At 68.6% G+C, this 19,467-nt stretch carries 17 protein-coding genes and 3 tRNA genes; 5 read left to right on the forward strand and 15 right to left on the reverse strand.

Translation table 11 applies throughout. From position 1 onward, the window contains the following. Positions 1–45 precede the first annotated feature (45 nt). Positions 46–2,121 (forward strand): ATP-dependent DNA helicase RecG, encoded by a 2,076-nt coding sequence (recG, locus tag AC1DQJ_RS04470; protein ID WP_477601106.1) that lies wholly within the window; start codon positions 46–48, stop codon positions 2,119–2,121. A 47-nt stretch (positions 2,122–2,168) separates the two neighbouring features. On the opposite strand, the gene AC1DQJ_RS04475 is transcribed toward recG, so the two are convergent. Genes AC1DQJ_RS04475 through kdsA form a run of 4 tightly spaced genes read right to left on the reverse strand, consistent with a single transcriptional unit; the run spans position 2,169 to position 6,603 of the window. Next, a complete protein-coding gene (locus tag AC1DQJ_RS04475) occupies positions 2,169–3,272 on the reverse strand; it encodes a DUF3089 domain-containing protein (protein WP_477600669.1) in 1,104 nt (367 codons plus the stop codon). A gap of 14 nt (positions 3,273–3,286) precedes the next feature. After that, complete coding sequence (gene rfaD, locus AC1DQJ_RS04480; RefSeq protein WP_477600671.1) at positions 3,287–4,285, reverse strand: ADP-glyceromanno-heptose 6-epimerase; 999 nt, start codon at positions 4,283–4,285, stop codon at positions 3,287–3,289. Further along, positions 4,282–5,736, reverse strand: a complete 1,455-nt coding sequence (gene rfaE2 / locus AC1DQJ_RS04485) for a D-glycero-beta-D-manno-heptose 1-phosphate adenylyltransferase (RefSeq protein WP_477600673.1) — start codon at positions 5,734–5,736, stop codon at positions 4,282–4,284. Before rfaE2 ends, rfaD begins: the two co-directional genes overlap by 4 nt. Positions 5,737–5,757: 21 nt before the next feature. Continuing rightward, positions 5,758–6,603: a 3-deoxy-8-phosphooctulonate synthase gene (gene kdsA / locus AC1DQJ_RS04490; protein WP_477600674.1), complete on the reverse strand. Its 846-nt coding sequence runs from the start codon at positions 6,601–6,603 to the stop codon at positions 5,758–5,760. A gap of 301 nt (positions 6,604–6,904) precedes the next feature. Here kdsA and AC1DQJ_RS04495 point away from each other — a divergent pair, with 301 nt between their 5' ends. The 3 genes from AC1DQJ_RS04495 to sseA all read left to right on the forward strand — a co-directional run bounded on the left by AC1DQJ_RS04495 (position 6,905) and on the right by sseA (position 9,976). Then, entirely contained in the window at positions 6,905–8,047 is a 1,143-nt protein-coding gene (locus AC1DQJ_RS04495; protein ID WP_477600675.1) for a class I SAM-dependent methyltransferase, read from the forward strand. Positions 8,048–8,135: 88 nt separating this feature from the next. Continuing rightward, a complete protein-coding gene (locus AC1DQJ_RS04500) occupies positions 8,136–9,134 on the forward strand; it encodes a cysteine synthase A (protein WP_477600677.1) in 999 nt (332 codons plus the stop codon). Positions 9,135–9,136: 2 nt separating this feature from the next. Further along, on the forward strand, positions 9,137–9,976 hold the full coding sequence (gene sseA / locus AC1DQJ_RS04505) for a 3-mercaptopyruvate sulfurtransferase (RefSeq protein WP_477600679.1): 840 nt from the start codon (positions 9,137–9,139) through the stop codon (positions 9,974–9,976). Here sseA and AC1DQJ_RS04510 read toward each other — a convergent pair. Next, a complete protein-coding gene (locus tag AC1DQJ_RS04510; protein WP_477600681.1) occupies positions 9,973–11,049 on the reverse strand; it encodes an amino acid ABC transporter substrate-binding protein in 1,077 nt (358 codons plus the stop codon). The genes sseA and AC1DQJ_RS04510 overlap by 4 nt on opposite strands. A gap of 121 nt (positions 11,050–11,170) precedes the next feature. On the opposite strand from AC1DQJ_RS04510, the gene metC reads away from it, so the two are divergent. After that, positions 11,171–12,331, forward strand: coding sequence for a cystathionine beta-lyase (metC, locus tag AC1DQJ_RS04515; protein WP_477601108.1), 1,161 nt, complete (start codon positions 11,171–11,173; stop codon positions 12,329–12,331). Here metC and AC1DQJ_RS04520 read toward each other — a convergent pair. From AC1DQJ_RS04520 to AC1DQJ_RS04565, 10 genes are all read right to left on the reverse strand, one after another. After that, on the reverse strand, positions 12,328–13,638 hold the full coding sequence (locus tag AC1DQJ_RS04520) for a M20/M25/M40 family metallo-hydrolase (protein WP_477600683.1): 1,311 nt from the start codon (positions 13,636–13,638) through the stop codon (positions 12,328–12,330). The genes metC and AC1DQJ_RS04520 overlap by 4 nt on opposite strands. Positions 13,639–13,747: 109 nt before the next feature. Beyond that, positions 13,748–13,824: transfer RNA gene (locus tag AC1DQJ_RS04525), tRNA-Arg, on the reverse strand. Between the two features lie 128 nt (positions 13,825–13,952). Continuing rightward, a complete protein-coding gene (locus tag AC1DQJ_RS04530; protein ID WP_477600685.1) occupies positions 13,953–14,258 on the reverse strand; it encodes an ETC complex I subunit in 306 nt (101 codons plus the stop codon). 30 nt (positions 14,259–14,288) lie between these two features. Next, positions 14,289–14,365: transfer RNA gene (locus AC1DQJ_RS04535), tRNA-Pro, on the reverse strand. Between the two features lie 124 nt (positions 14,366–14,489). Beyond that, positions 14,490–14,918, reverse strand: a complete 429-nt coding sequence (locus AC1DQJ_RS04540) for a PaaI family thioesterase (RefSeq protein ID WP_477600687.1) — start codon at positions 14,916–14,918, stop codon at positions 14,490–14,492. Next, a complete protein-coding gene (locus tag AC1DQJ_RS04545) occupies positions 14,911–15,489 on the reverse strand; it encodes a DUF192 domain-containing protein (protein ID WP_477600689.1) in 579 nt (192 codons plus the stop codon). Before AC1DQJ_RS04545 ends, AC1DQJ_RS04540 begins: the two co-directional genes overlap by 8 nt. Before the next feature lie 23 nt (positions 15,490–15,512). Continuing rightward, a complete protein-coding gene (locus AC1DQJ_RS04550) occupies positions 15,513–16,115 on the reverse strand; it encodes a cold-shock protein (protein WP_477600691.1) in 603 nt (200 codons plus the stop codon). Between the two features lie 155 nt (positions 16,116–16,270). Next, positions 16,271–16,345, reverse strand: a tRNA-Glu gene (locus AC1DQJ_RS04555). 124 nt (positions 16,346–16,469) lie between these two features. Then, the gene (recJ, locus tag AC1DQJ_RS04560; RefSeq protein WP_477600693.1) at positions 16,470–18,269 is read right to left on the reverse strand and encodes a single-stranded-DNA-specific exonuclease RecJ; all 1,800 of its coding nucleotides are present in this window, start codon (positions 18,267–18,269) and stop codon (positions 16,470–16,472) included. 84 nt (positions 18,270–18,353) lie between these two features. After that, positions 18,354–19,466, reverse strand: coding sequence for a serine hydrolase domain-containing protein (locus AC1DQJ_RS04565; RefSeq protein ID WP_477600695.1), 1,113 nt, complete (start codon positions 19,464–19,466; stop codon positions 18,354–18,356). Position 19,467 lies beyond the last annotated feature (1 nt).

The raw sequence follows: 19,467 nt of genomic DNA on the forward strand, positions 1-19,467 counted from the left end.
ATCATGGGCGCCGCAGGCTGTCCATGGTCGCGCTATGTTCCCGTCATGCGGCCCGAGATTCTCTTTCCGCTTTATGCGCCGATCACCACCCTCAAGGGCGTGGGCAGCCGCGTCGCGCCCCTGCTGGAAAAGCTGGCCGGGCCGATCGTGCGCGACGTCCTGTTCCTGCGGCCGCACTCGGTGATCCGCCGGGAACGGGCGACCGTGGCCTCCGCGATCGAAGGCGCGGTGCAGATCTTCGAGGTGCAGATCGACGCCTACAAGCGGCCGCGCGGCCCCCAGCAGCCCTGGCGCGTCGAGACCTATGACGGGACCGGGGTCCTCAGCCTGGTGTTCTTCGGCAGCTTCGGCGGCCAGCTGGAGGCCAAGCACCCGCTGGGCTCAAAGCGGCTGGTCAGCGGCAAGGTCGAGCGGTTCGGCCTGAACCTTCAGATCGCCCATCCGGACTACCTGCTGCCGCCCGACCGCATCGACGAGATCCCTCTGTGGGAGGCGGTCTATCCGGCCACCGCCGGCCTGCCCGCCCGCACGGTCCGCAAGTTCGCGCTGGAGGCGCTCGGTCGCGCGCTGGAAATGCCCGAGTGGCAAGACCCCGCCTGGCTGCAACGCGAGCGCTTCCCCAGCTGGCGCGAGGCGCTGGCCCTGACCCACGCCCCGCAGAGCGAGGCCGATCTCGCGCCGCAGACCCCGCACGCACGCCGCCTGGCCTATGACGAACTGCTGGCGCACCAGCTGGCCATGGCTCAGCGCAAGTCCGACCGCCGCGCCGCTCCGGCCCCCGCCATCGCCTCTTCGGACATCGCCAGCCGCGTGCGCGCCGACCTGCCCTTCGTGTTGACGGGAGCGCAGGAGCGCGCGCTGGCCGACATCCGCGCCGACTTCGCGGCCGGCGAGCGGATGAGCCGACTGATCCAGGGCGATGTGGGCTCTGGCAAGACCGTCGTCGCCATGCTGGCCATGGCCGACGTCGCCGCCGGCGGCGGTCAGAGCGCCCTGATGGCCCCGACCGAAATCCTCGCCCGCCAGCATTTCGAGACCATCTCCGGGCCGCTCTCCGAGCATGGGATTGCGGCGGTGCTGCTCACCGGTCGTGACAAGGGCCTGGCTCGCGCCGAGAAGCTGCGGGGCCTGGCCTCCGGCGCTGTCCAGGTCGCGGTCGGCACCCACGCGCTTTTCCAGGACGACGTCGCCTTCCAGAACCTGCAGTTGGCGGTGATCGACGAGCAGCACCGGTTCGGCGTCGCCGAGCGCCAGCGCCTGCAGGCCAAGGGCGAGGCGGTGCACCTGATCGCCATGTCGGCCACCCCGATCCCGCGGACCTTGGAACTCACCGTCTATGGCGACCTCGACGTCTCGCGGATCGACGAGAAGCCGCCTGGCCGCACGCCCGTAGCGACCCGCGCGGTCCCGATGAGCCGGCTGGCCGAGGTCGAGGGCCGGCTCCGCCAGGTCGTCGCCGCTGGGGCCCAGGCCTTCTGGATCTGTCCCCTGGTCTCGGAATCCGAGCTGATCGACCTCAAGGCGGCCGAGCAGCGGGCGCTGGAGCTGCGCGCGCAGATCGGCCCCGGCGTCGGCCTGGTCCACGGCAAGATGTCCGGGCCGGAGAAGGACGCCGTGATGGCCGACTTCGCCGACGGCAAGGTCAGCGTGCTGGTCGCGACTACGGTCGTCGAGGTCGGGGTCAACGTGCCCAACGCCACCATCATGGTCATCGAGCAAGCCGAGCGCTTCGGCCTGGCCCAGCTCCACCAGCTGCGCGGCCGGGTCGGGCGCGGCTCGCGCGAGAGCGCCTGCGTCCTGCTCTACGACCCGCCGCTGTCGGAGACCGCCCAGAAGCGCCTGGATATCCTGCGGCGCACCGACGACGGCTTCCTGATCGCCGAGACGGATCTCGAACTGCGGGGCGGCGGCGACGCCCTGGGCCTGCGCCAGTCGGGCTTCCCCGCCTACGTGTTCGCCGACCCGATCGCGCATCGGGACCTGATCGCCGCGGCGGGGGACGACGCGCGCCTGATCATCGCCCGCGATCCGGAACTGACCTCGGAGCGCGGCAAGGCCCTGCGGGTCCTGCAGGAGCTGTTCGACTGGCGGCCCGCCTCGCCGCTCAAGGACGCCGGCTAGCTGACATCCGCTTGCCGCGGTTCTCGCCCGCTAGTCGCCGCTCCTGATCAATGCGCCAGGCTCGCGACCCGGTCCGCGGCGTCGGCCTCGAGGTCGGCGTAGAACAGGTTGTAGCCCGGCGCCCGTCGGCGGTCGGTCCAGGAGCCCGAGGGCTTGAGCGACGGCGACTTGGGGCGGGTGACCCGCAGCACACCCTTCTCGCACTTGGCCCCGACCTGCCGCGTCAGGAAGGCCGGCCGCATCCCCCATTCGAGTCCCGTGGCGTTGGTGGCGCCCTGGTTCAGGCGGGCCGGAGCCTCCGCGTCGACGACCGCCCCGAACAAAGGATTGAAGCAGATCGGCGTGCGCCCGGCGAGATTGACCAATTGACCGCCCTCGCCCCAGACCAACGAGCGATCGAGCAGCGCCTGGGCGCGCTCCGGCTCGCCCTCGTAAACCGCAGCCCAGGCCGCCAGGCAGCCGGTCTGCCCGGGCGCCATGCAAGGCGGCAGCGGCGGCGCGTCGGCCGGCACCACGGTCTGGACGAGATAGGCCGCCGCCACGCGGGCGCGCAGCCCGGAATTCGGCGCGACTTCCTCGGCGATCAAGCGCGCGGCCAGGGTGCCGCCCTGCTCCACCCCGACGATCACCAGCGGCCGGTCATGATTGTAGTGCGCCAGGTAGTAGCGGAAGGCCGACGCCACATCGGCATAGGCGAAGCGGCGGGCTTCCTTGGCGTCGTCACGCAAGGTCATCAGTGTGTAGAGGCTGGCCTGCCGATAGCGGGGCGCGAAGATGCGGCCGACCCGGACGAACGGCCCGGCATAGTTCGGCGCCATCACTCGGCGAAACAGCAGGTCGGCCTCCGGATCGTCGATCGGCGCATTCCAGTGACGGCCGCCGTCGAAGGTGGTGGGAGAGACGAAGAACACGTCCGCGGCGGGCTCGCCTATGGTCGGCGTGTCGGGGGCCAACGGCATCAGCGCCCAGGCCGAGCGCTGGGCGAAGTCAGGCGCCGGCGGCGGGTCGTAGGTCTGGAACGGCTCCTTGGGATCGAGCTGGGTGCGAAGGATGTCGTCGCGCCAGACATAGGCGCCAGCCGCCAACACCAGGCCGACCACAACGATGGCGGCCGTCACCAGACGCCGGAACCCCTTCGGACGCTCGGCCATGGTTCCCCTTCGCCCTACCGATACGGATCGGGCTGGGAGAGATAGCGCTTCACATAGTCGGTGACGCCGTCCTCAAGACTGGTCATGGGCTGATTGTAGCCAGCCTGCTGCAGGCGCTCCATGTGCGCCTGGGTGAAGTACTGGTACTTGTCGCGGATGGCCGGAGGCATCGGCGTGTACTCGATCTCAGGCGCCCGACCGGCGGCGGCGAACACCGCTCGCGCCAAGTCCTCGAAGGTCCGGGCCGTGCCGGAGCCGAGATTGTAGATGCCGTTCACCTGCTCGTTCTTGGCCAGCCAGCCGACCACGTCGGCGACGTCGCGGACATAGACGAAATCCCGGCTCTGACCGCCGTCCGGCACGCCATTGCGATAGGACTTGAACAGCTGAACCGAATGGCCGTCGCGGACCTTCGGCCAGATCTGCGACGCCACCGACTTCATCGAGTGTTTGTGCTCTTCGTTCGGCCCGTAGACGTTGAAGAACTTTAGGCCCACCCATTGGGGCGGGGCGTAGTCGCGGGCCGCCTGGCGCGCGGCGAACAGATCGAACAGCGACTTCGACCAGCCGTAGGTGTTGAGCGGGCGAAGGGCGGCCAACGAATTGAGGTCGTCGCGGTCCTGGAAGTCCACGGAGTCGCCGTAGGTGGCGGCCGACGAGGCATAGACGAAGCGCCGCTGATGGTCTGCGCACCAGCGGAACAGGTCGCGCGACAGCGTGAAGTTCGAATGGATGATCTTGTCGGCGTCCGGCTCGGTGGTCGAGGAGACCGCGCCCATATGGACGACCACTTCGATGTCGCGCCAGCGCTTCTCCAGCCACTCGAACATGTGCTCGGGCGCCACGAAGTCGCCGATCGGATGCTTGGCGATGTTGCGCCACTTGCCGAGCTCGGCCTCACGCAGGCGGTCGCAGACCACCACGTCCAGGTCCGGGTCCTCCGCCAGCTTGGCGACGATGTTGGAGCCGATGAACCCGGCGCCGCCGGTGACGAAGATGATCCGACGGGTCATGCTTTCTCCTGCATCCGGGCGATGGCGGCGGTGGTCGAATAGCCATCCACCAGCTGGGCGAGTTTCACCTCACCGCCGTAGGACTTCACGAAGTCGCCGCCGACGACCTCGCTCTCGGCATAGTCCGCGCCCTTGATGAGAACGTCAGGTCGCGCCGCTTCGATCAAGGCGCTAGGCGTCGACTCATCGAACGGGGCCACGAGATCGACCGAACCCAGCCCGGCCAGCACCATGGCGCGGCTCTCCAGGTCGTTCACCGGGCGTCCGTCGCCCTTCAGCTCGCGAACCGATCGATCGGAGTTCAAGCCGACGATCAGCCGGTCGCACCACAGCCGGGCCTGGGCCAGATAGGCCACGTGGCCGCGGTGCAGGATATCGAAGCAGCCGTTGGTGAATCCGACCTTCAGGCCCTTGGCTCGCCAGCGGGCGATCTCGTCGACCATCCGCTGCGGCGTGACGATCTTGGCTTCGGCGGGGGCCATGTGGGCGCTGATCGAGGCCTCGATCATCTCTTCGGGCGTGACGACCGCGGTGCCCGCCTTCCCGACCGCGACGCCCGAGGCCAGCATGGCGAACTCGATCGCGTCCTCGATGGCGACCTTGGCCGCCAGAGCGACGCCCAGCGCCGCCAGTGTGGTGTCGCCGGCGCCGGAGGCGTCGAACACCTCGCGCGGGACGCCGGGGAAGTGGCGCACCGGTTCGCCGCGCACGGCCAGCGATATCCCCTTGGCCGCGCGCGTCACCAGGATCGCCTTGGCCTCGCACAAGGTCAGGGCATGGGCCAGCGCCGCCTCGATCTCGGGATCAGTGGAGGTCGGCATGTCGGTGGCGTGCGCCAGTTCGGCCGCGTTGGGCTTGACGATATCAACCGCGCCATAGCGGGCGAAGCTTCGCGCCTTGGAGTCGACGATCATCACCGCGCCGGATTCGCGCGACGCCTCGATGACCGCCGGCGTCACCACGCCCTTGCCGTAGTCTGACAGCAGCACCACGCCGGCGCCCTTGGCGACGTCCCGTACCGTGCGCACCAGGCGCTGTTCGACATCGCCCGTCGCTGGGCCGCTGGTCTCCATGTCGACCCGCAACAGCTGCTGGCCGCCGGACACGAAACGGGTCTTCAAGGTCGTCGGCCTGGCCGGGTCGGTGACCACGAAGCCTTCGACGCCCTCCTCGCTCTTGATCAGCCGCAGCGCCTCATGGCCCTCGGCGTCGCCGCCGATCATGCCGACCAGGCAGACCTCGCCGCCCAGCGCCGCGGCGTTGCGCGCCACGTTGCCGGCCGCGCCCAGCATCACCAGTTCACGCTTGCGGGCGAGCACCGGGATCGGCGCCTCGGGCGAGACGCGCGTCACGTCGCCGTAGACGAAGCGGTCCACCATCAGGTCGCCGACGCAGACGATGCGTGCGCCCGACAGGGCCGAAAGGATCTTCTGAAGGGCCGCGAGGTCCATGATGCTCAGAGCCTACGCCGATTACTGAACCGCCGCATGAACGGCTTTGAGGCTGGCCAGCAGATCGCGCGCGCCAGCCAGCGGCAGGCAGCTCGGCCCGTCGCACAGCGCCTTGTCCGGCTCGGGGTGGAACTCGAGGAACACGCCGTTGGCGCCCACGGCCACCGCCGCCTTGGCGATCACGGCCACGCCGTCACGGCGACCACCCGTCGAAGCGCCGCCCGTGCGCGGATCGGCGCCCGGCAGCTGCACCGCGTGGGTGGCGTCGATCGTCACCGGCGCGCCCAGCTTCTTCATCTCCGGAATCCCCAGCATATCGACGACCAGGTTGTTGTAGCCGAACGAACTGCCGCGCTCGCAGAGAACAACGCCGACGTCCGACACTTCCTTGATCTTGCTGAGGATGTTCTTGGTGTCCCAAGGCGCTAGGAACTGGGCCTTCTTCACATGCAACAGCCCGCCGGCCGCGCCCGTCGCCTTGGCGGTGGCGACCACAAGGTCGGTCTGGCGGCAGAGAAACGCCGGGATCTGCACCAGGTCGGCGACCACGGCGACCGGCTCGGCCTGATCGATCTCGTGCAGGTCGGTGCACACCGGCACGTTCAGCTGCGCCTTCACTTCGGCGAGGATCTTCAGGCCTTCCTTGAGACCAGGCCCGCGGAAGCTCTTCACCGAGGAGCGGTTGGCCTTGTCGAAGCTCGCCTTGAACACATAGGGCAGGCCAAGCTCGGCGGTGACCGCCTTCAGGTGTCGGCCCGTCTCCAGCGCCAGGTCCAGGTCTTCAATGACGTTCAGGCCGGCGATCACCACCAACGGCTGGCCATCGCCGATCGAGAGATTCCAGCGGTCAAGCGTCAGTACGGTCATGGGATTCCCGAAGTCTGTTCAGACGGCGGCGACGCCGTCGTTTGGGCCTAAGTGGCGCGCGTGGGCGCGGTTCACAAGCGCGAAAAGGTGAACTCCGGGCAGGCGCGGAGCCAACTAGCGCTACTGGTGTTGATTAGTTTCAATCCTAAATGCACTGTTAGCGTCTGAGAAATCGAGGGTTGCGACCATGAGCTTGGCGCATGAACCATCGTTGGCGGCTCTAGCCGCTTCACCTCGGGCCTTCGGCAAGCTCCCGCAGCTCGCCGGCGCGCCGGCCGCATTTCGGTTCGCGGCGAGGCTGATGGCGCTGAATTGGCGCGTCGGCGCCTTCACCTTCATCACGCCGGCCGGCCGCGAGTTGCGGATCAACGGCACGGATCCAGGGGTCGAAGCCCGGGTCGTCATCCACGATTTCGCCTTCATGCGCCGAGTGCTGGCGGCGGGCGACATTGGTTTCGCCGAGGGCTACATGGCCGGCGAGTGGGACACCCCGGACCTCTCGGCCGTGCTCAGCGCCGTAGGCCTCAACCTCGACCGGCTGGCCAAGCTGTTCCTGGGCAATCCCCTGGTACGGGCCGTGAACTTCATCGGCCACACCTTCCACGCCAACACCCGCCAGGGTTCGCGCAAGAACATCCACGCCCACTACGACCTCGGCAACGCCTTCTATTCGAAGTGGCTCGACCACACGATGACCTACTCGTCGGCGCGCTATCAGCAGTCCGGCCAGGAATTGGCGCAGGCCCAAACCTACAAGTACCGGAGCCTTGCAGAGGGGATGGGCCTGCAAACCGACCAATCGGTTCTAGAGATCGGCTGCGGCTGGGGCGGCTTCGCCGAGTTCGCCGCCAAGGAGGTCGGCGCCAAGGTGACCGGCATCACCATCTCCAAGGAACAGTTCGACTTCGCTCGCCAGCGGATCTTCACCCAGGGCCTGGCCGAGAAGGCCGAGATCCGCATGATCGACTACCGCGACGTCGAGGGCCGCTTCGACCGGGTCGCCTCCATCGAGATGTTCGAGGCCGTGGGCGAGCGCTACTGGCCGACCTACTTCGGCAAGATCCGCGACGTGCTGGCGCCCGGCGGGCGCGCCGGCCTGCAGATCATCACCATACGCGACGAGATCTTCGAGGCCTACCGCCGCCGCGCCGACTTCATCCAGAAGTACATCTTTCCGGGCGGCATGCTGCCCTCCGAGGAACGCCTTGAGGCCGAGACCACCAGCGCCGGCCTCACCGGGACCGGCATGGTCCGCTTCGGTCAGGACTACGCCGACACTCTGGCCGAGTGGGGCAAGCGCTTCGAGAGCGCCTGGGACGAGATCGCCACACAGGGTTTCGACGAGCGGTTCCGCAAGCTCTGGCGGTTCTATCTCAGCTATTGCGAGGCCGGCTTCCGCACCGAACGAACCAATGTCGTCCAGCTGAGCCTTGCCAAGGCCTGACCTTCGCAGATCGGCTTGGGGCGCTTGCAAGAAAGCTGGGCCTCAACACCCCTGTTCCTCGCGCGCGGCGGGCCTTAAGTAGACCGCCATGACCGTCGCTCCCAGCGTCCTCGACGCCATCGGAAACACCCCGCTGATCCGCCTGCGCCGTGCGAGCGAGGCCACCGGATGTGAGATCCTCGGCAAGGCCGAGTTCATGAACCCCGGCGCGTCCGTGAAGGACCGGGCCGCGCTCTACATCGTGCGCGACGCCGAGCGGCGCGGGTTGTTGCGTCCTGGCGGGCGCATCGTCGAGGGCACCGCCGGCAATACCGGCATCGGCCTGGCCATGGTCGCCGCGGCGTCGGGCTACCGCACGACCATCGTCATCCCGCGCACCCAGAGCCAGGAGAAGAAGGACGCCATCCGCCTGCTCGGCGCCGAGCTGGTCGAGGTCGACGCCGTCCCCTACTCCAACCCCGACAACTATGTCCGCTATTCAGGTCGCCTGGCCGAGGAGCTGAACGCCAAGGAACCGGCCGGCGCGATCTGGGCCAATCAGTTCGACAATGTCGCCAATCGTCAGGCCCACGTCGAGACCACGGGACCGGAGATTTGGGAACAGACCGGCGGCCAGGTCGACGGCTTCATCTGCGCCGTCGGCTCGGGCGGCACCCTGGCTGGCGTCGCCGAGGCCCTGCGGGTCCGCAAGCCGGACATCAAGATCGGTCTGGCCGACCCGCACGGCGCGGCTCTCTACTCCTGGTACACCGACGGCGAGCTGAAGTCCGACGGAACCTCGATCAGCGAGGGCATCGGCCAGGGTCGGATCACCGCCAATCTTGAGGGCCTGACCGTCGATCACCCCTACCGGATCGACGACGTCGAGATGCTGAACGTCATCTTCGACATGGTCGAGCACGAGGGCCTGGTTATGGGCGGCTCCACCGGCATCAACGTCGCCGGGGCGATCCGCATGGCCAAGGAGATGGGTCCGGGCCACACCATCGTGACCATCCTCTGCGACCAGGGCGCGCGCTATCAGAGCAAGATCTTCAATCCCGAGTTTCTGAAGCAGCGCGACTTCCCCGTTCCGCGTTGGTTGTAGACATGGATCCCGTCGTCTCCACAGCCTGGCTCGCCGACCGCCTGAGAGCGCCGGACATTCGCGTGGTCGATAGCTCCTGGTACATGCCGGCCGAGAACCGCAGCGGCCACGACGAGTATCTGGTCAGCCACATACCGGGCGCGGTGTTCTTCGACATCGACGCCATCGCCGACACCTCGAGCGACCTGCCGCACATGCTGCCGAGCCCCGAGGCCTTCGCCAAGGCCGCCGGCCTGCTCGGCCTCCCGCGCGAGGCGGACATCGTCATCTACGACACTCACGGCATTCGCTCGGCCGCACGGGTCTGGTGGACCTTGCGGGCCATGGGCTACCCGACGGTCCACGTGCTCGACGGCGGTTTGCGCAAGTGGATCGCAGAAGGCCGCTCGATCGAACCGGGCGAGATCTATCCCCGCGCGGTCCAGGTCGAGCCCGCCTTCGATCCCTGGCTGGTGCGCAGCGCCGCCGACGTCCGCGAGATCCTGGCCAGCGGTTCGGCGCGGATGGTCGACGCCCGCTCGGCCGCCCGGTTCACCGGCGAGGCGCCCGAGCCGCGCGCCGGCCTGCGTTCCGGCCACATGCCTGGCGCGGCCAACCTGCCCTGGGAGCAGGTGGTGGCCGAGGACGGAACCCTGCAGCCGGCCGAACAGCTCACCGCCGCCTTCAAGGGCGCGGGGGTGGATCTGAAGCAGCCGATCGTCACCACCTGCGGCTCGGGCGTCACCGCCTCGGTCCTGGCGCTGGCGCTCGCACGCCTGGGCCTGGACCGCACGGCGGTCTACGACGGGTCCTGGACCGAGTGGGGCGGACTGCCTGACGCTCCGGTCGTCACGGGCCCCTAACGGATCGGCGGCGCGTAGAGCAGGCCCGGCTGCTCGGCGCTCCACAGCGCATTGTGCCCCCGCGCCAGTTTCAGCGCCGAACGAGCGCCGACATTGCGTTCGAACACCTCGTCATAGGCGCCGACCTGGACGATGGCCTGATAGCCGAAGTCGCGTTTCAGCCCCATCGGCGCGCCGAAGTCGCTCTCCACGCCCAGCAGGCGGCGGATGCGCGGGTCGGTCGAAGTCTTGGCCAGCTCCGGCGCGGTCTTGCTGTCGACGCCCAGCTCCTCGGCCAGGATCAGCGAATAGACCGTCCAGCGGACGATGTCGGTCCAGACCGGATCGTCCTGCCGCACGACCGGCGCCAGCGGCTCCTTGGAGATCACCGTCGGCAGGATGACGTGCGCATTGGGGCTGTTCATCACCGAACGCGACGAGGCCAGGGCCGAGATGTCGGCCGTGAAGGCGTCGCAGCCGTCGGCTTGGTACTTCACCCTGGCCTCGGCCTCGGTCTTGGTCACCACAGCGGTGTACTTGAGACCGCGCGCCTGGAAATAGTCGGCGAGGTTCGCCTCACTGGCCGTGCCCGCCTGCACGCAGATCCGCGCGCCGTTCAGTTCGTCGGCGCTGGTCAACGCCAGCGACTTGGGAACCAGGAATCCCTGACCGTCGAAATAGGTGATGGCCGCAAAGTCCACGCCTTCGCCGGCGTCGCGCGCCACGGTCCAGGATGCGTTGCGCGAGAGCACGTCGATACTGCCGCTGCGCAGGGCTGAGAACCGATCCTCGGCGCTGACCGGCGTGAAGCGGATCGCCTTGGCGTCCCCCAGGGCGGCGGCGGCGATGGCTCGGCAGATGTCCACGTCGAAGCCGCGCCAGGTCCCGCGGTCGTCAGCGAAGGCGAAGCCCGACAGCCCGGGGTTCACGCCGCACGAAACCCAGCCTCGCGCCCGGATCGCCGCCAGCGTCGGACTAGGCTTAGGCGTGAAGGCGGCCTTGGCGGCGGGAGCTTCAACCTTGGGCGGCGGCGGCTGTGGCGGCGGGGTCTTCGGCTCTCCGCAGGCGGCCACCAGCAGGACGGCGGCGATCAAGCTGGGGACAGGCTTAGAAATACTGGGCCGGTGGATTGGCCGCCCTCCTTGATTGCAAAGCTGACCAGGCTCTAAGTGCGAGCTGATCATGGCTCAAGTTCGTTCCGGCCCGTCAACCCGCATGGCTGAAGAAACCCGTCTCATTCGCGCCGGCGCCCGGTCTGACGACCTCGTCAAGACTGTCGGTCCGCCGATTCAGAAGGGCTCGACCGTCCTGCTGCCCTGCGCGGCTGCACTCTATGACGACGAGGCCTACCTGACCTACGGCCGGGCCGGCCTGGCGGCGCACGAGGCGCTCAAGTGCGCGCTCGCTGAGATGGAGGGCGCGGCCGGCGTCAGCCTCTACCCGTCAGGCCTGGCGGCGATCACCGGCGCCATGCTGGCGGTTCTGAAGTCCGGCGACGAGGTGCTGGCCGCCGACAACATCTACAAGCCCAGCCGCCGCTTCTGCGACAATGTCCTCAAGCGCTATGGCGTCGCCGTCCGCTATTTCGATCCGCGCCTTTCGCCGGAGGAGCTGGTCGGCTCGGCCAGCGAGGCGACCCGGCTGATCGTGATGGAGTCGCCGGGCTCCCTGACCTTCGAGATGCAGGACCTCGCCGCGGTCTCCGCCCTCGCCCGGGCGCGCGGCATCCTCACCCTCGCCGACAACACCTGGGGCGCCGGCTACCTGTTCAAGCCGCTGGAGCACGGCGTCGACATCAGCGTCCAGGCGCTGACCAAGTACGTGGGCGGCCATTCGGACATCTTCATGGGGTCGGCCGCGGCGCGCGATCCGGCCCTGGTGCGGGCGCTGGAGGACGGCGTGCACAATCTCGGCTGGGCGGTCTCGGCCGAGGACGCCTACCAGATGCTCCGCGGCCTGCGGACCCTGCCGACCCGGCTCAAAACCCAAGGCGACGCGGCCCTGGCCATCGCCCATTGGCTGGCCCAGCAGCCGGAGGTGGCGCAGATCATCCACCCCGCCCTGCCCGGCTCCCCGGACCATGCGCTCTGGAAACGCGACTACAGCGGCGCCTGCGGCCTGTTCGGCTTCGTGCTGAAGCCGGGGTCGCCGGAAGCCGTCGACGCCTTCCTTGACGCGCTGCAGCTGTTCGGCCTTGGCTTCTCCTGGGGCGGGTTCGAGAGCCTGGCCATCGTCAGCGACCCTCAGCTCGGCAAGCGCAAGTTCGCGCCGAAGTACGAAGGCCCGCTGATGCGCCTGCACATCGGCCTTGAAGCGCAGGATGACCTGATCGCCGACCTGCGCCAGGCCCTCGACGCCTACACTGCCCTCATCTAGGGCCGAGCCATCCGGCTCATGAACAGCGCTGCCCGCTGGGTCTGACGATCAAGACTGTCCAGTTCCATGGTCTCGCCCGGCGCATGCGCCCCGGCCCCGGCCGCGCCGAACCCGATCAACCCCGGCAGCAGGTCGCCGACGAAGCCGATGTCGCCCGCCCCGCGCTTCAGCGGGTCCAGCTCGGCCATCGGCTCCAGGCCGAGGTCGCGATTGACCTCGTTGAGCTTGACCAGCAGGGCGCGCGAGCCGGCGCTCGGGGCCATGGCCGGATAGCCGTCGGTGAACTCGATCGACGCCGTCGCGCCAGTCAGCGGCTGGGCGACGACAGCGCGCATCTTGGCCCGGATGCTCTCGGTCTGGGCGTTGGACAGCGTCCGCAGGTCGCCGCGCGCCACCGCTTCTGCCGGAATGATGTTGGACTTGCCGGTCGCGCTCGCCCCGGTGTCGTTGCCATTGGGCGCCGCCGTTGCGCCCGAAGCCATGTAGCCGACATTGAAGGTCGCGTTCGGCTCGCGCGCCTGCTGGCGGAACTGGTCGAGGATCCTCGCCAGCTCATAGGCCGCGCCATAGCCGACGCTGTCGTTGAAGATGCCCGACGAATGGCCGGACTTGGCCTTCACGCTCAGCCGCCACTCGGTCGACGAGCGACGGGCGATCGAGGCCATGTCCTTGCCGTTCTCCTGCGCCAGGCCTTCGAACTCCAGGGCCAGATCGCTGACCTTGGCGGCGTTGATCAGGTCGGCGCGCGAGACCTCCAGCGGACGCCCTGCCCGCTCCTCGTCGCCGGTCAGGACGATGGTGATGTCGGCGTCCTTCAGGGTCCCGGCCGCCTTCATGGCCCGCAGCGCGCCCAGCATGATCACCAGGCCGCCCTTCATGTCGTTGACGCCCGGCCCCTCGGCGATGTCGCCGCGGCGGACGTACTTCTGGAAAGGGCTCTCGGGCTCGAACACCGTGTCCATGTGCCCGATCAGCAGCATGCGCTTGCCTTTGCCCGAGCCCTTGTGGACCGCCACGATGTGGCCGGCGCGATCGACCTGCGCCATCGGAACCCAGCGGACCTCGAAGCCCAGGTCCTTCAGCTCGCCCTGAAGGATCTTGGCCACCTCTTCCACGCCCGCCTTGTTCAGCGTGCCGCTGTTGATGTTGACCAGGGTCTCCAGCAGCTTCAGCGAACGCTCCTGCTCGGCGGTCGCCGTCGCGACCATCTTCTTCTCCGGCGCGCTGAGGCCGGCGGCGAAGGCTGGGCCCGCGGCCAGGACGGAGAGCGCCGCGATCGCCGCGGCGGTGGTCTTCAAGCGGATCATGGGTCGTCCCCCGGGTACTGACTCGATGGCCTGACCATCCGCCCGCCGCGGGGCGAACTCAAGCGGAGAGAACTGCCTGGAAGCCCCGAAGACTCGCGGTTACCGACCCTGGCGCGCCCAGCAGGACTCGAACCTGCAACCGTCCGCTTAGAAGGCGGATGCTCTATCCGGTTGAGCTATGGGCGCTCAGAGAACGCGTCGCGACCTGACGGGACGAACTCCGAAAGGCCTCTCCCCCTATTTCGCATGACCTCGGCGCTTGCAACCGTTCGCTTAGAAGGCGGTCCGGTGAGCTATGGGCGCTCGTGAAAGCCCTAGTGGGTCCAGGGTTGCTTGCGGCCGTAGGCGAAGTTGTCCGCATAGGCCTTGATGATGCGCTTGGGGGTCTTCGGCTCGGTGATCTGGAAGGCGATGCCGTGAGCCTGGGCGTAGGCCACCGCTTCATCGCTGGTCTCGAAGGATAGGCGGATCTGGCCGTTCATGTCGCTGGTCAGGGTCCAGCCCATCAGCGGGTCCGACCGTCTGGCCGAGGCCGGTTCGAATTCCAGCACCCAATCCTTGGTCTTGGCCCTGCCGGACTGCATGGCGTTCTTGGCCGGACGGTAGATGCGCGCGAGCATGCGGACCCTCAATCAATCTTTGGCCGACGCTGGTCGGGGCGAGAGGATTCGAACCTCCGACCCCCTGGTCCCAAACCAGGTGCGCTACCAGACTGCGCTACACCCCGAAAAGCGTCGGCGTCGGGGGGATATAAGGCTTTGGCCTTTACCGCAATTGAACAAAGCGCGCGGGGCGCTCAGAGCGTCACAGCTTTAAGTGGAAGCCGGTTGAAACGCTGAGCCGGAAAGGGCCTAGCCGTGGCGCCGCATCAGCTTGAAGACGCCCGAGCCACGGATCACGTCGGTCCCGCCGACATGGGCGCGGGCCTCGACGAAGGCGACGTCGCGGGTGGCGCGGGTGACCTTGGCCTCGCCCATCACCCACTCGCCGACCCGGGCCATGTGCAGGAAGTCCACCGACAGGTGAATCGTCACCGCGGTCTGGCGAACATTGCGGAACACCGCCGCGCCCATCAGGCCGTCGAGGAACGCCGTCAGCATGCCGCCGTGCACCAGGCCCAGGCCGTTGGCGTGCCGCGGCAGGGCGAAGAAGGCCTGCTCGGTCAGCTCGCCCATCTCAGCGCGATGGAAATACGGCCCGTTGTGGCTCGAGAACGGCCCGCGTGAGCCGGATGGGACGAAACCCGCCGGCGGCTCAGGAACGACGTCGCGATCAGCCACCCTTGAAGATCCGATGCTCGATGCGGTCGCCCGGCATCAGGCCGATCTGCTCGGCCCGCCCGCCGGCGATTTCCAGCACCGCGACGACCGTCCCGCCCGACGGGATCGGCGCCTCGGACAACGGCGTGGTGTTGCGGGCGATCGAGAGCACGGTCCCGCCCTGCTGGATGTAGATGATGTCCAGCGGGATCAGGGTGTTCTTCATCCAGAACGCCACCTCGTGCGGCTCGCCATGGAAGTCGAACAGCATGCCGCGGTCGGGGGCCAGTTCCTTGCGGAACATCAGCCCGCGTTCCCGCTCGGCGTCATTGTCGGCGATTTCCACGAAGAACCGCGTGCGGCCGCTGGGCGTCACCGCCTCCAGCGGCTCGAAGCCCTTCGGCGCCTCCCCCACGGCCCCGCCAACCGCAATATTAGCGGCGGGCGCAGACTGTGCGGCAGGTGCAGCCTGCGCGGCAGGCGCAGGATTGGGGGCCGCCTGGGCCGCCGGCTCCTGCGTGCACGCGGCAAGCAGCAGCATAGCGCCCGCAAGGGCGGTCAGGCCGCGTTGCGGCCCCGTCAGCCTAGGCACCGGCAAGCTCCGAGCTGTGTGTCTTAAGCTAGACCTACAGACTCGATCTCGGCGACGACAAGTCCTTTCGGACCTTCCGCGAACCGGACCATCACGTCGTCGCCCGGCTGCAGGTCCTCGATACCGGACCTCCGCAGGGTTTCGATGTGAACGAAGATGTCGCCGCTCTCCCCGTCGCGGACTACGAAGCCGTAGCCCTTGGCGCGGTTGAACCACTTCACCTTGGCCCGCTCCAGCGGCCCGGGTGGGGCCGACGGTCGGCGCTGAGGCCGCGCGTTGAACCCGCCACGGTCGAAGCTGTCGCGCCGCCCATGCTGATTGTCGTCCCGGCGGCGGTCGGAAGGCGGCGGGGCGGCGCTTTCGTCCACCTCCAGCACCTCGGCCACCTGCCAGCCTTTCGGACGGCGGATCACGTCACAGACGATCACGGCGCCTTCCAGGGCGCTTTCACGCCCGGAGTTCCGCAAACTCGTGACGTGAAGCAACACGTCCTTCAGCCCGGTCTGATTAGGATCATCCGGGACCACAAAACCATAACCTTTGCCGGCGTCGAACCACTTCACACGCCCGCTGATCCGCACCGATTCCTCGTGCGGACCTACTCCCTCGAATTCGTAACCAGACATCTGCCCCTCTGGCCCGGTCTCCCCCCGATCCTTTCGGATAATGGCCAACTATAACAGTGTTCTTGTTAGGCTAGTGCCGTCAATGGGGCATTTTGCGACCAACACACGCGGGGGTCGCATTCTTCACGTCTACGTGGATTTTGGGGAGCCCGCGGTGGCAGTCCCTAGGGGAGTCGAACCCCTCTCTCCAGGTTGAAAACCTGGCGTCCTAACCGATAGACGAAGGGACCGCGTCCGCGAGAGCGGTGTCTATATTGACGATTCCGCGGGGGCGCAAGCGCCTTGCTGAACCTTTTTGAGGACGCCGTTATTCGAGTGGCTACGCCGGGCGCAAACGCCCTTTGCGGCCAAGGCTCAGCCGACCCGCCGGGGGTCGGCGACGTCTTCGATTTCCAGCTCGACGCTCTCGCGCCCTTGCCAGTCGTCCGGCTTCAGCCGGCCCGCCACGTGGATCGCGCCGCCTTCGTTTAGCAGCCGCCGGCCATGCTCGGTGTCCTCGGCCCGCCAGGCGACGGCCTTCAGCTTGCCGCCCGAGCCGTCGGTCAGCGTCACCCGCACGTGGCCGCCGCGCAGGGCCATCGGCCGCTCGACGCGCACATTGGCGGCGGCGAACACCGGCTCGGGATTGCCGGGGCCGAACGGCGCCATCGCCTGAAATGCCTGATAGAGGCCCCTGTCCGCGCCGCCGGCCGTCACCAGCGCATCGATGTCCAGACCGTCCGCAGCGGCCGCCGTCTGGGCTTCTTCGGCCAGTCTCTCGTTCAGGAAGGCGCGCAGGTCGGGGATCAGCTCGGGCCGAACCGACAGCCCCGCCGCCATGGCGTGCCCGCCCCCGGCCAACAACAGCCCCTCGTCGAACGCCGCCTGCACCGCCCGGCCCAGATTGACCCCGGGCTGCGAGCGGCCTGAGCCCTTGCCGACATTGGCGGCCCGGTCGATGCCGATGACCAGGGTCGGCTTGCGATAGCGTTCCCGCAGCCGGCTGGCGACGATGCCGATCACGCCCGGATGCCAGCCGTCGGCCGCCACCAGCGCCATGGCCGCGTCGGCCTGATTGCTCTCGCGATCGACGATGCGCACGGCCTCGTCGAAGATTTCCTTCTCGACCTCCTTGCGGGAGGCGTTGAGCGTGTCGAGTTCGGCGGCGAGGGCTGCGGCCTCCTCCGGATCGTCCGTCGAGAGCAGCCGGGCGCCGAGATCTGAGCGGCCGATCCGGCCGCCGGCGTTGATCCGCGGCCCCAGGATGAAGCCGGCATGGAAGACGCTGGCCGGTCCGGAGCCCTTTGCGACCTCCAGCAGGGCCTTCAGGCCGGGGTTGCGCCAGGCCGACATCACCTTCAGTCCCTGGGCGGTCAGCGCGCGGTTGAATCCCACCAACTGAGTGACGTCGCAGATCGCGCCCAGGGCGGCGAGGTCCAGCCACTGACGCAGGTCAGGCTCGGGCGTGTCCTTGAACAGCCCCCTGCCCCGCGCCTCGCGGTTCAGCGCCGCCATCAGCACGAAGGCGACGCCGGCCGCGGCCAGCACGCCCTGCCCGGATTGGCAGCCGGGCCGGTTGGGGTTCACCAGGGCGGCGACCTCGGGGATCTCCTCGCGCATCAGGTGATGGTCGATCACCACCACCTCCAGCCCGATCTCCTTGGCGCAGGCCAGGGCCTCATAGGCGGCCGCGCCGCAGTCGACGGTGACCACCAGCTCCACGCCGCTCTCGCGGATCTTGCGGAACGCGGCGGGTGAAGGGCCGTAGCCCTCGGTCATCCGGTCGGGGACATAGATGGGCAGTTCCTTGCCCATGAAGCGGAACCAGCGCACCAGCTGGGCGGCGCTCGAGGCCCCGTCCACGTCATAGTCCGCGAAGACCGTCATCGGACGGTCCGCGATCAGCGCGTCGATCAGCACCGCCGCCGCCCGGTCCATGTCGAGGAAGCTCGACGGATCGGGGAACAGCGCCTTGAGCGTCGGGCGCAGGTAGTCTTCACCAGCGTCGGCGGCGACCCCGCGCGAGGCCAGGGCCCGCGCCAGGGGCTCGGAGAGCCCCAGCGACAGCTGGTGGCGGCGCACGACGGCGGCGTCGGCCGGCCGCTCGCGCCACATGCGGCCAGTCAGTGACCGCGTGACGCCAAGATAGCCCGTGCCTGTCGATCCATCGGCCATCCGCCGACCTTACGCGGAGTCGTCGGCGTCCCGATAGGCGCAGCCCCCGAGCTCATCGCCGCATGCGTCCGCAATGGTCGCAGCCTATGACGCCAGCGGTTTGGCCACCGTGACGGCCAGGGCGCGCAACGCCGTCAGGCTGGCCTTGTCGCCGCCCATGCTTTCGCCCGCGTTGGCGGCCACGAGCACCCCGTCGCCGGTTTGTGGGAACAGCGCCACCAGGGCGTTCCAGTTGCCGTCCGACCCGGCGTGGGTCAGCACCGGGCCCTGCAGCCCCATGGCGCTGGACCGCGCGCCCCAGCCGAGCGCAAAGCCGGTGTCGCCCTGGGCGGCATGTAGAAAGCGGTAGGTGTCTGCGGTGAGCAGCCGGCCGCGTCCGTGCTCGCCCTTCATGTGCTCGATGCAGAACCGCGCCCAGTCGGGCAGATTCATGCGCATGGCGCCGGCCGGGGCGAACATCCGTGGATTGGCGTCCAGCTGCCGGTCGGCGATGCGACCGTCCACGTGGCCGGCGGGCTCGCCCGGGCCGCCGAACTGATCGAAGCTGATCGAGCCGATGCCCAGCGGTCGGAAGACCTGCTCGACGATCAGCGCCTCGAAGCTTTTTCCAGAAGCGCGCTCCGCCGCCGCCGCCGCGATCAGCAGCCCGGTGTTGGAATAGGAGGGCTCGGCCCGCTTGGGGCCGACCGGAGCGTCCCGCAGCGCGGTTTCGATGTAGCGCAGCCGCTGGGCGGTCGGCTTCGCCTTGTCCACGTAGAAGCTGTTGAAGAAGTCGGTGTCGTCGTGGTTCTCGGGCAGTCCGGAGCGGTGCGACAACAGGTCGGGCAGCGTCACGTCCCGATATTCGGGGCGCATGCCGCTGGCGAGCTGCGGCAGCATCTGGTCCAGCGGCCGGTCCCAGGTGAGCACCCCCTGCTCCACCAGCCGCGCGACCAGCGTGACGGTCATCGCCTTGCCGTCGGAACCGAGGTGCCAGCGCTCGCCAGGCGCCGCCAACCCTGGATCGCCCAGACGGCGGATCCCGGCCGTCAGCTCAGGTTCGGCCCGGAAGTCGCGGATCACCATGGCCGCCATGCCCGGCGTGGCGCCGCCGGCCATGGCCTCCACGAGCACGGAGGGCGCCGCCGCCCGCGCCGGCATCGGAAGGGAGAGCGCGGCGAGGCCGCTCAGCAGAGTTCGCCTGGACGTCGACAACATC

The organism is Phenylobacterium sp. P4_E10 (assembly GCF_056401675.1).

Excerpts from the sequence above, each read along its gene's own strand:
- AC1DQJ_RS04530 (WP_477600685.1), bottom strand. The coding sequence starts at position 14,258 with ATGCTCGCGCGCATCTACCGTCCGGCCAAGAACGCCATGCAGTCCGGC.
- kdsA (WP_477600674.1), bottom strand. The coding sequence starts at position 6,603 with ATGACCGTACTGACGCTTGACCGCTGGAATCTCTCGATCGGCGATGGC.
- AC1DQJ_RS04500 (WP_477600677.1), top strand. The coding sequence starts at position 8,136 with ATGACCGTCGCTCCCAGCGTCCTCGACGCCATCGGAAACACCCCGCTG.
- sseA (WP_477600679.1), top strand. The coding sequence starts at position 9,137 with ATGGATCCCGTCGTCTCCACAGCCTGGCTCGCCGACCGCCTGAGAGCG.
- AC1DQJ_RS04495 (WP_477600675.1), top strand. The coding sequence starts at position 6,905 with ATGGCGCTGAATTGGCGCGTCGGCGCCTTCACCTTCATCACGCCGGCC.
- AC1DQJ_RS04475 (WP_477600669.1), bottom strand. The coding sequence starts at position 3,272 with ATGGCCGAGCGTCCGAAGGGGTTCCGGCGTCTGGTGACGGCCGCCATC.
- recJ (WP_477600693.1), bottom strand. The coding sequence starts at position 18,269 with ATGGCCGATGGATCGACAGGCACGGGCTATCTTGGCGTCACGCGGTCA.
- rfaD (WP_477600671.1), bottom strand. The coding sequence starts at position 4,285 with ATGACCCGTCGGATCATCTTCGTCACCGGCGGCGCCGGGTTCATCGGC.
- AC1DQJ_RS04565 (WP_477600695.1), bottom strand. The coding sequence starts at position 19,466 with ATGTTGTCGACGTCCAGGCGAACTCTGCTGAGCGGCCTCGCCGCGCTC.
- recG (WP_477601106.1), top strand. The coding sequence starts at position 46 with ATGCGGCCCGAGATTCTCTTTCCGCTTTATGCGCCGATCACCACCCTC.
- AC1DQJ_RS04550 (WP_477600691.1), bottom strand. The coding sequence starts at position 16,115 with ATGTCTGGTTACGAATTCGAGGGAGTAGGTCCGCACGAGGAATCGGTG.
- rfaE2 (WP_477600673.1), bottom strand. The coding sequence starts at position 5,736 with ATGGACCTCGCGGCCCTTCAGAAGATCCTTTCGGCCCTGTCGGGCGCA.
- AC1DQJ_RS04520 (WP_477600683.1), bottom strand. The coding sequence starts at position 13,638 with ATGATCCGCTTGAAGACCACCGCCGCGGCGATCGCGGCGCTCTCCGTC.
- metC (WP_477601108.1), top strand. The coding sequence starts at position 11,171 with ATGGCTGAAGAAACCCGTCTCATTCGCGCCGGCGCCCGGTCTGACGAC.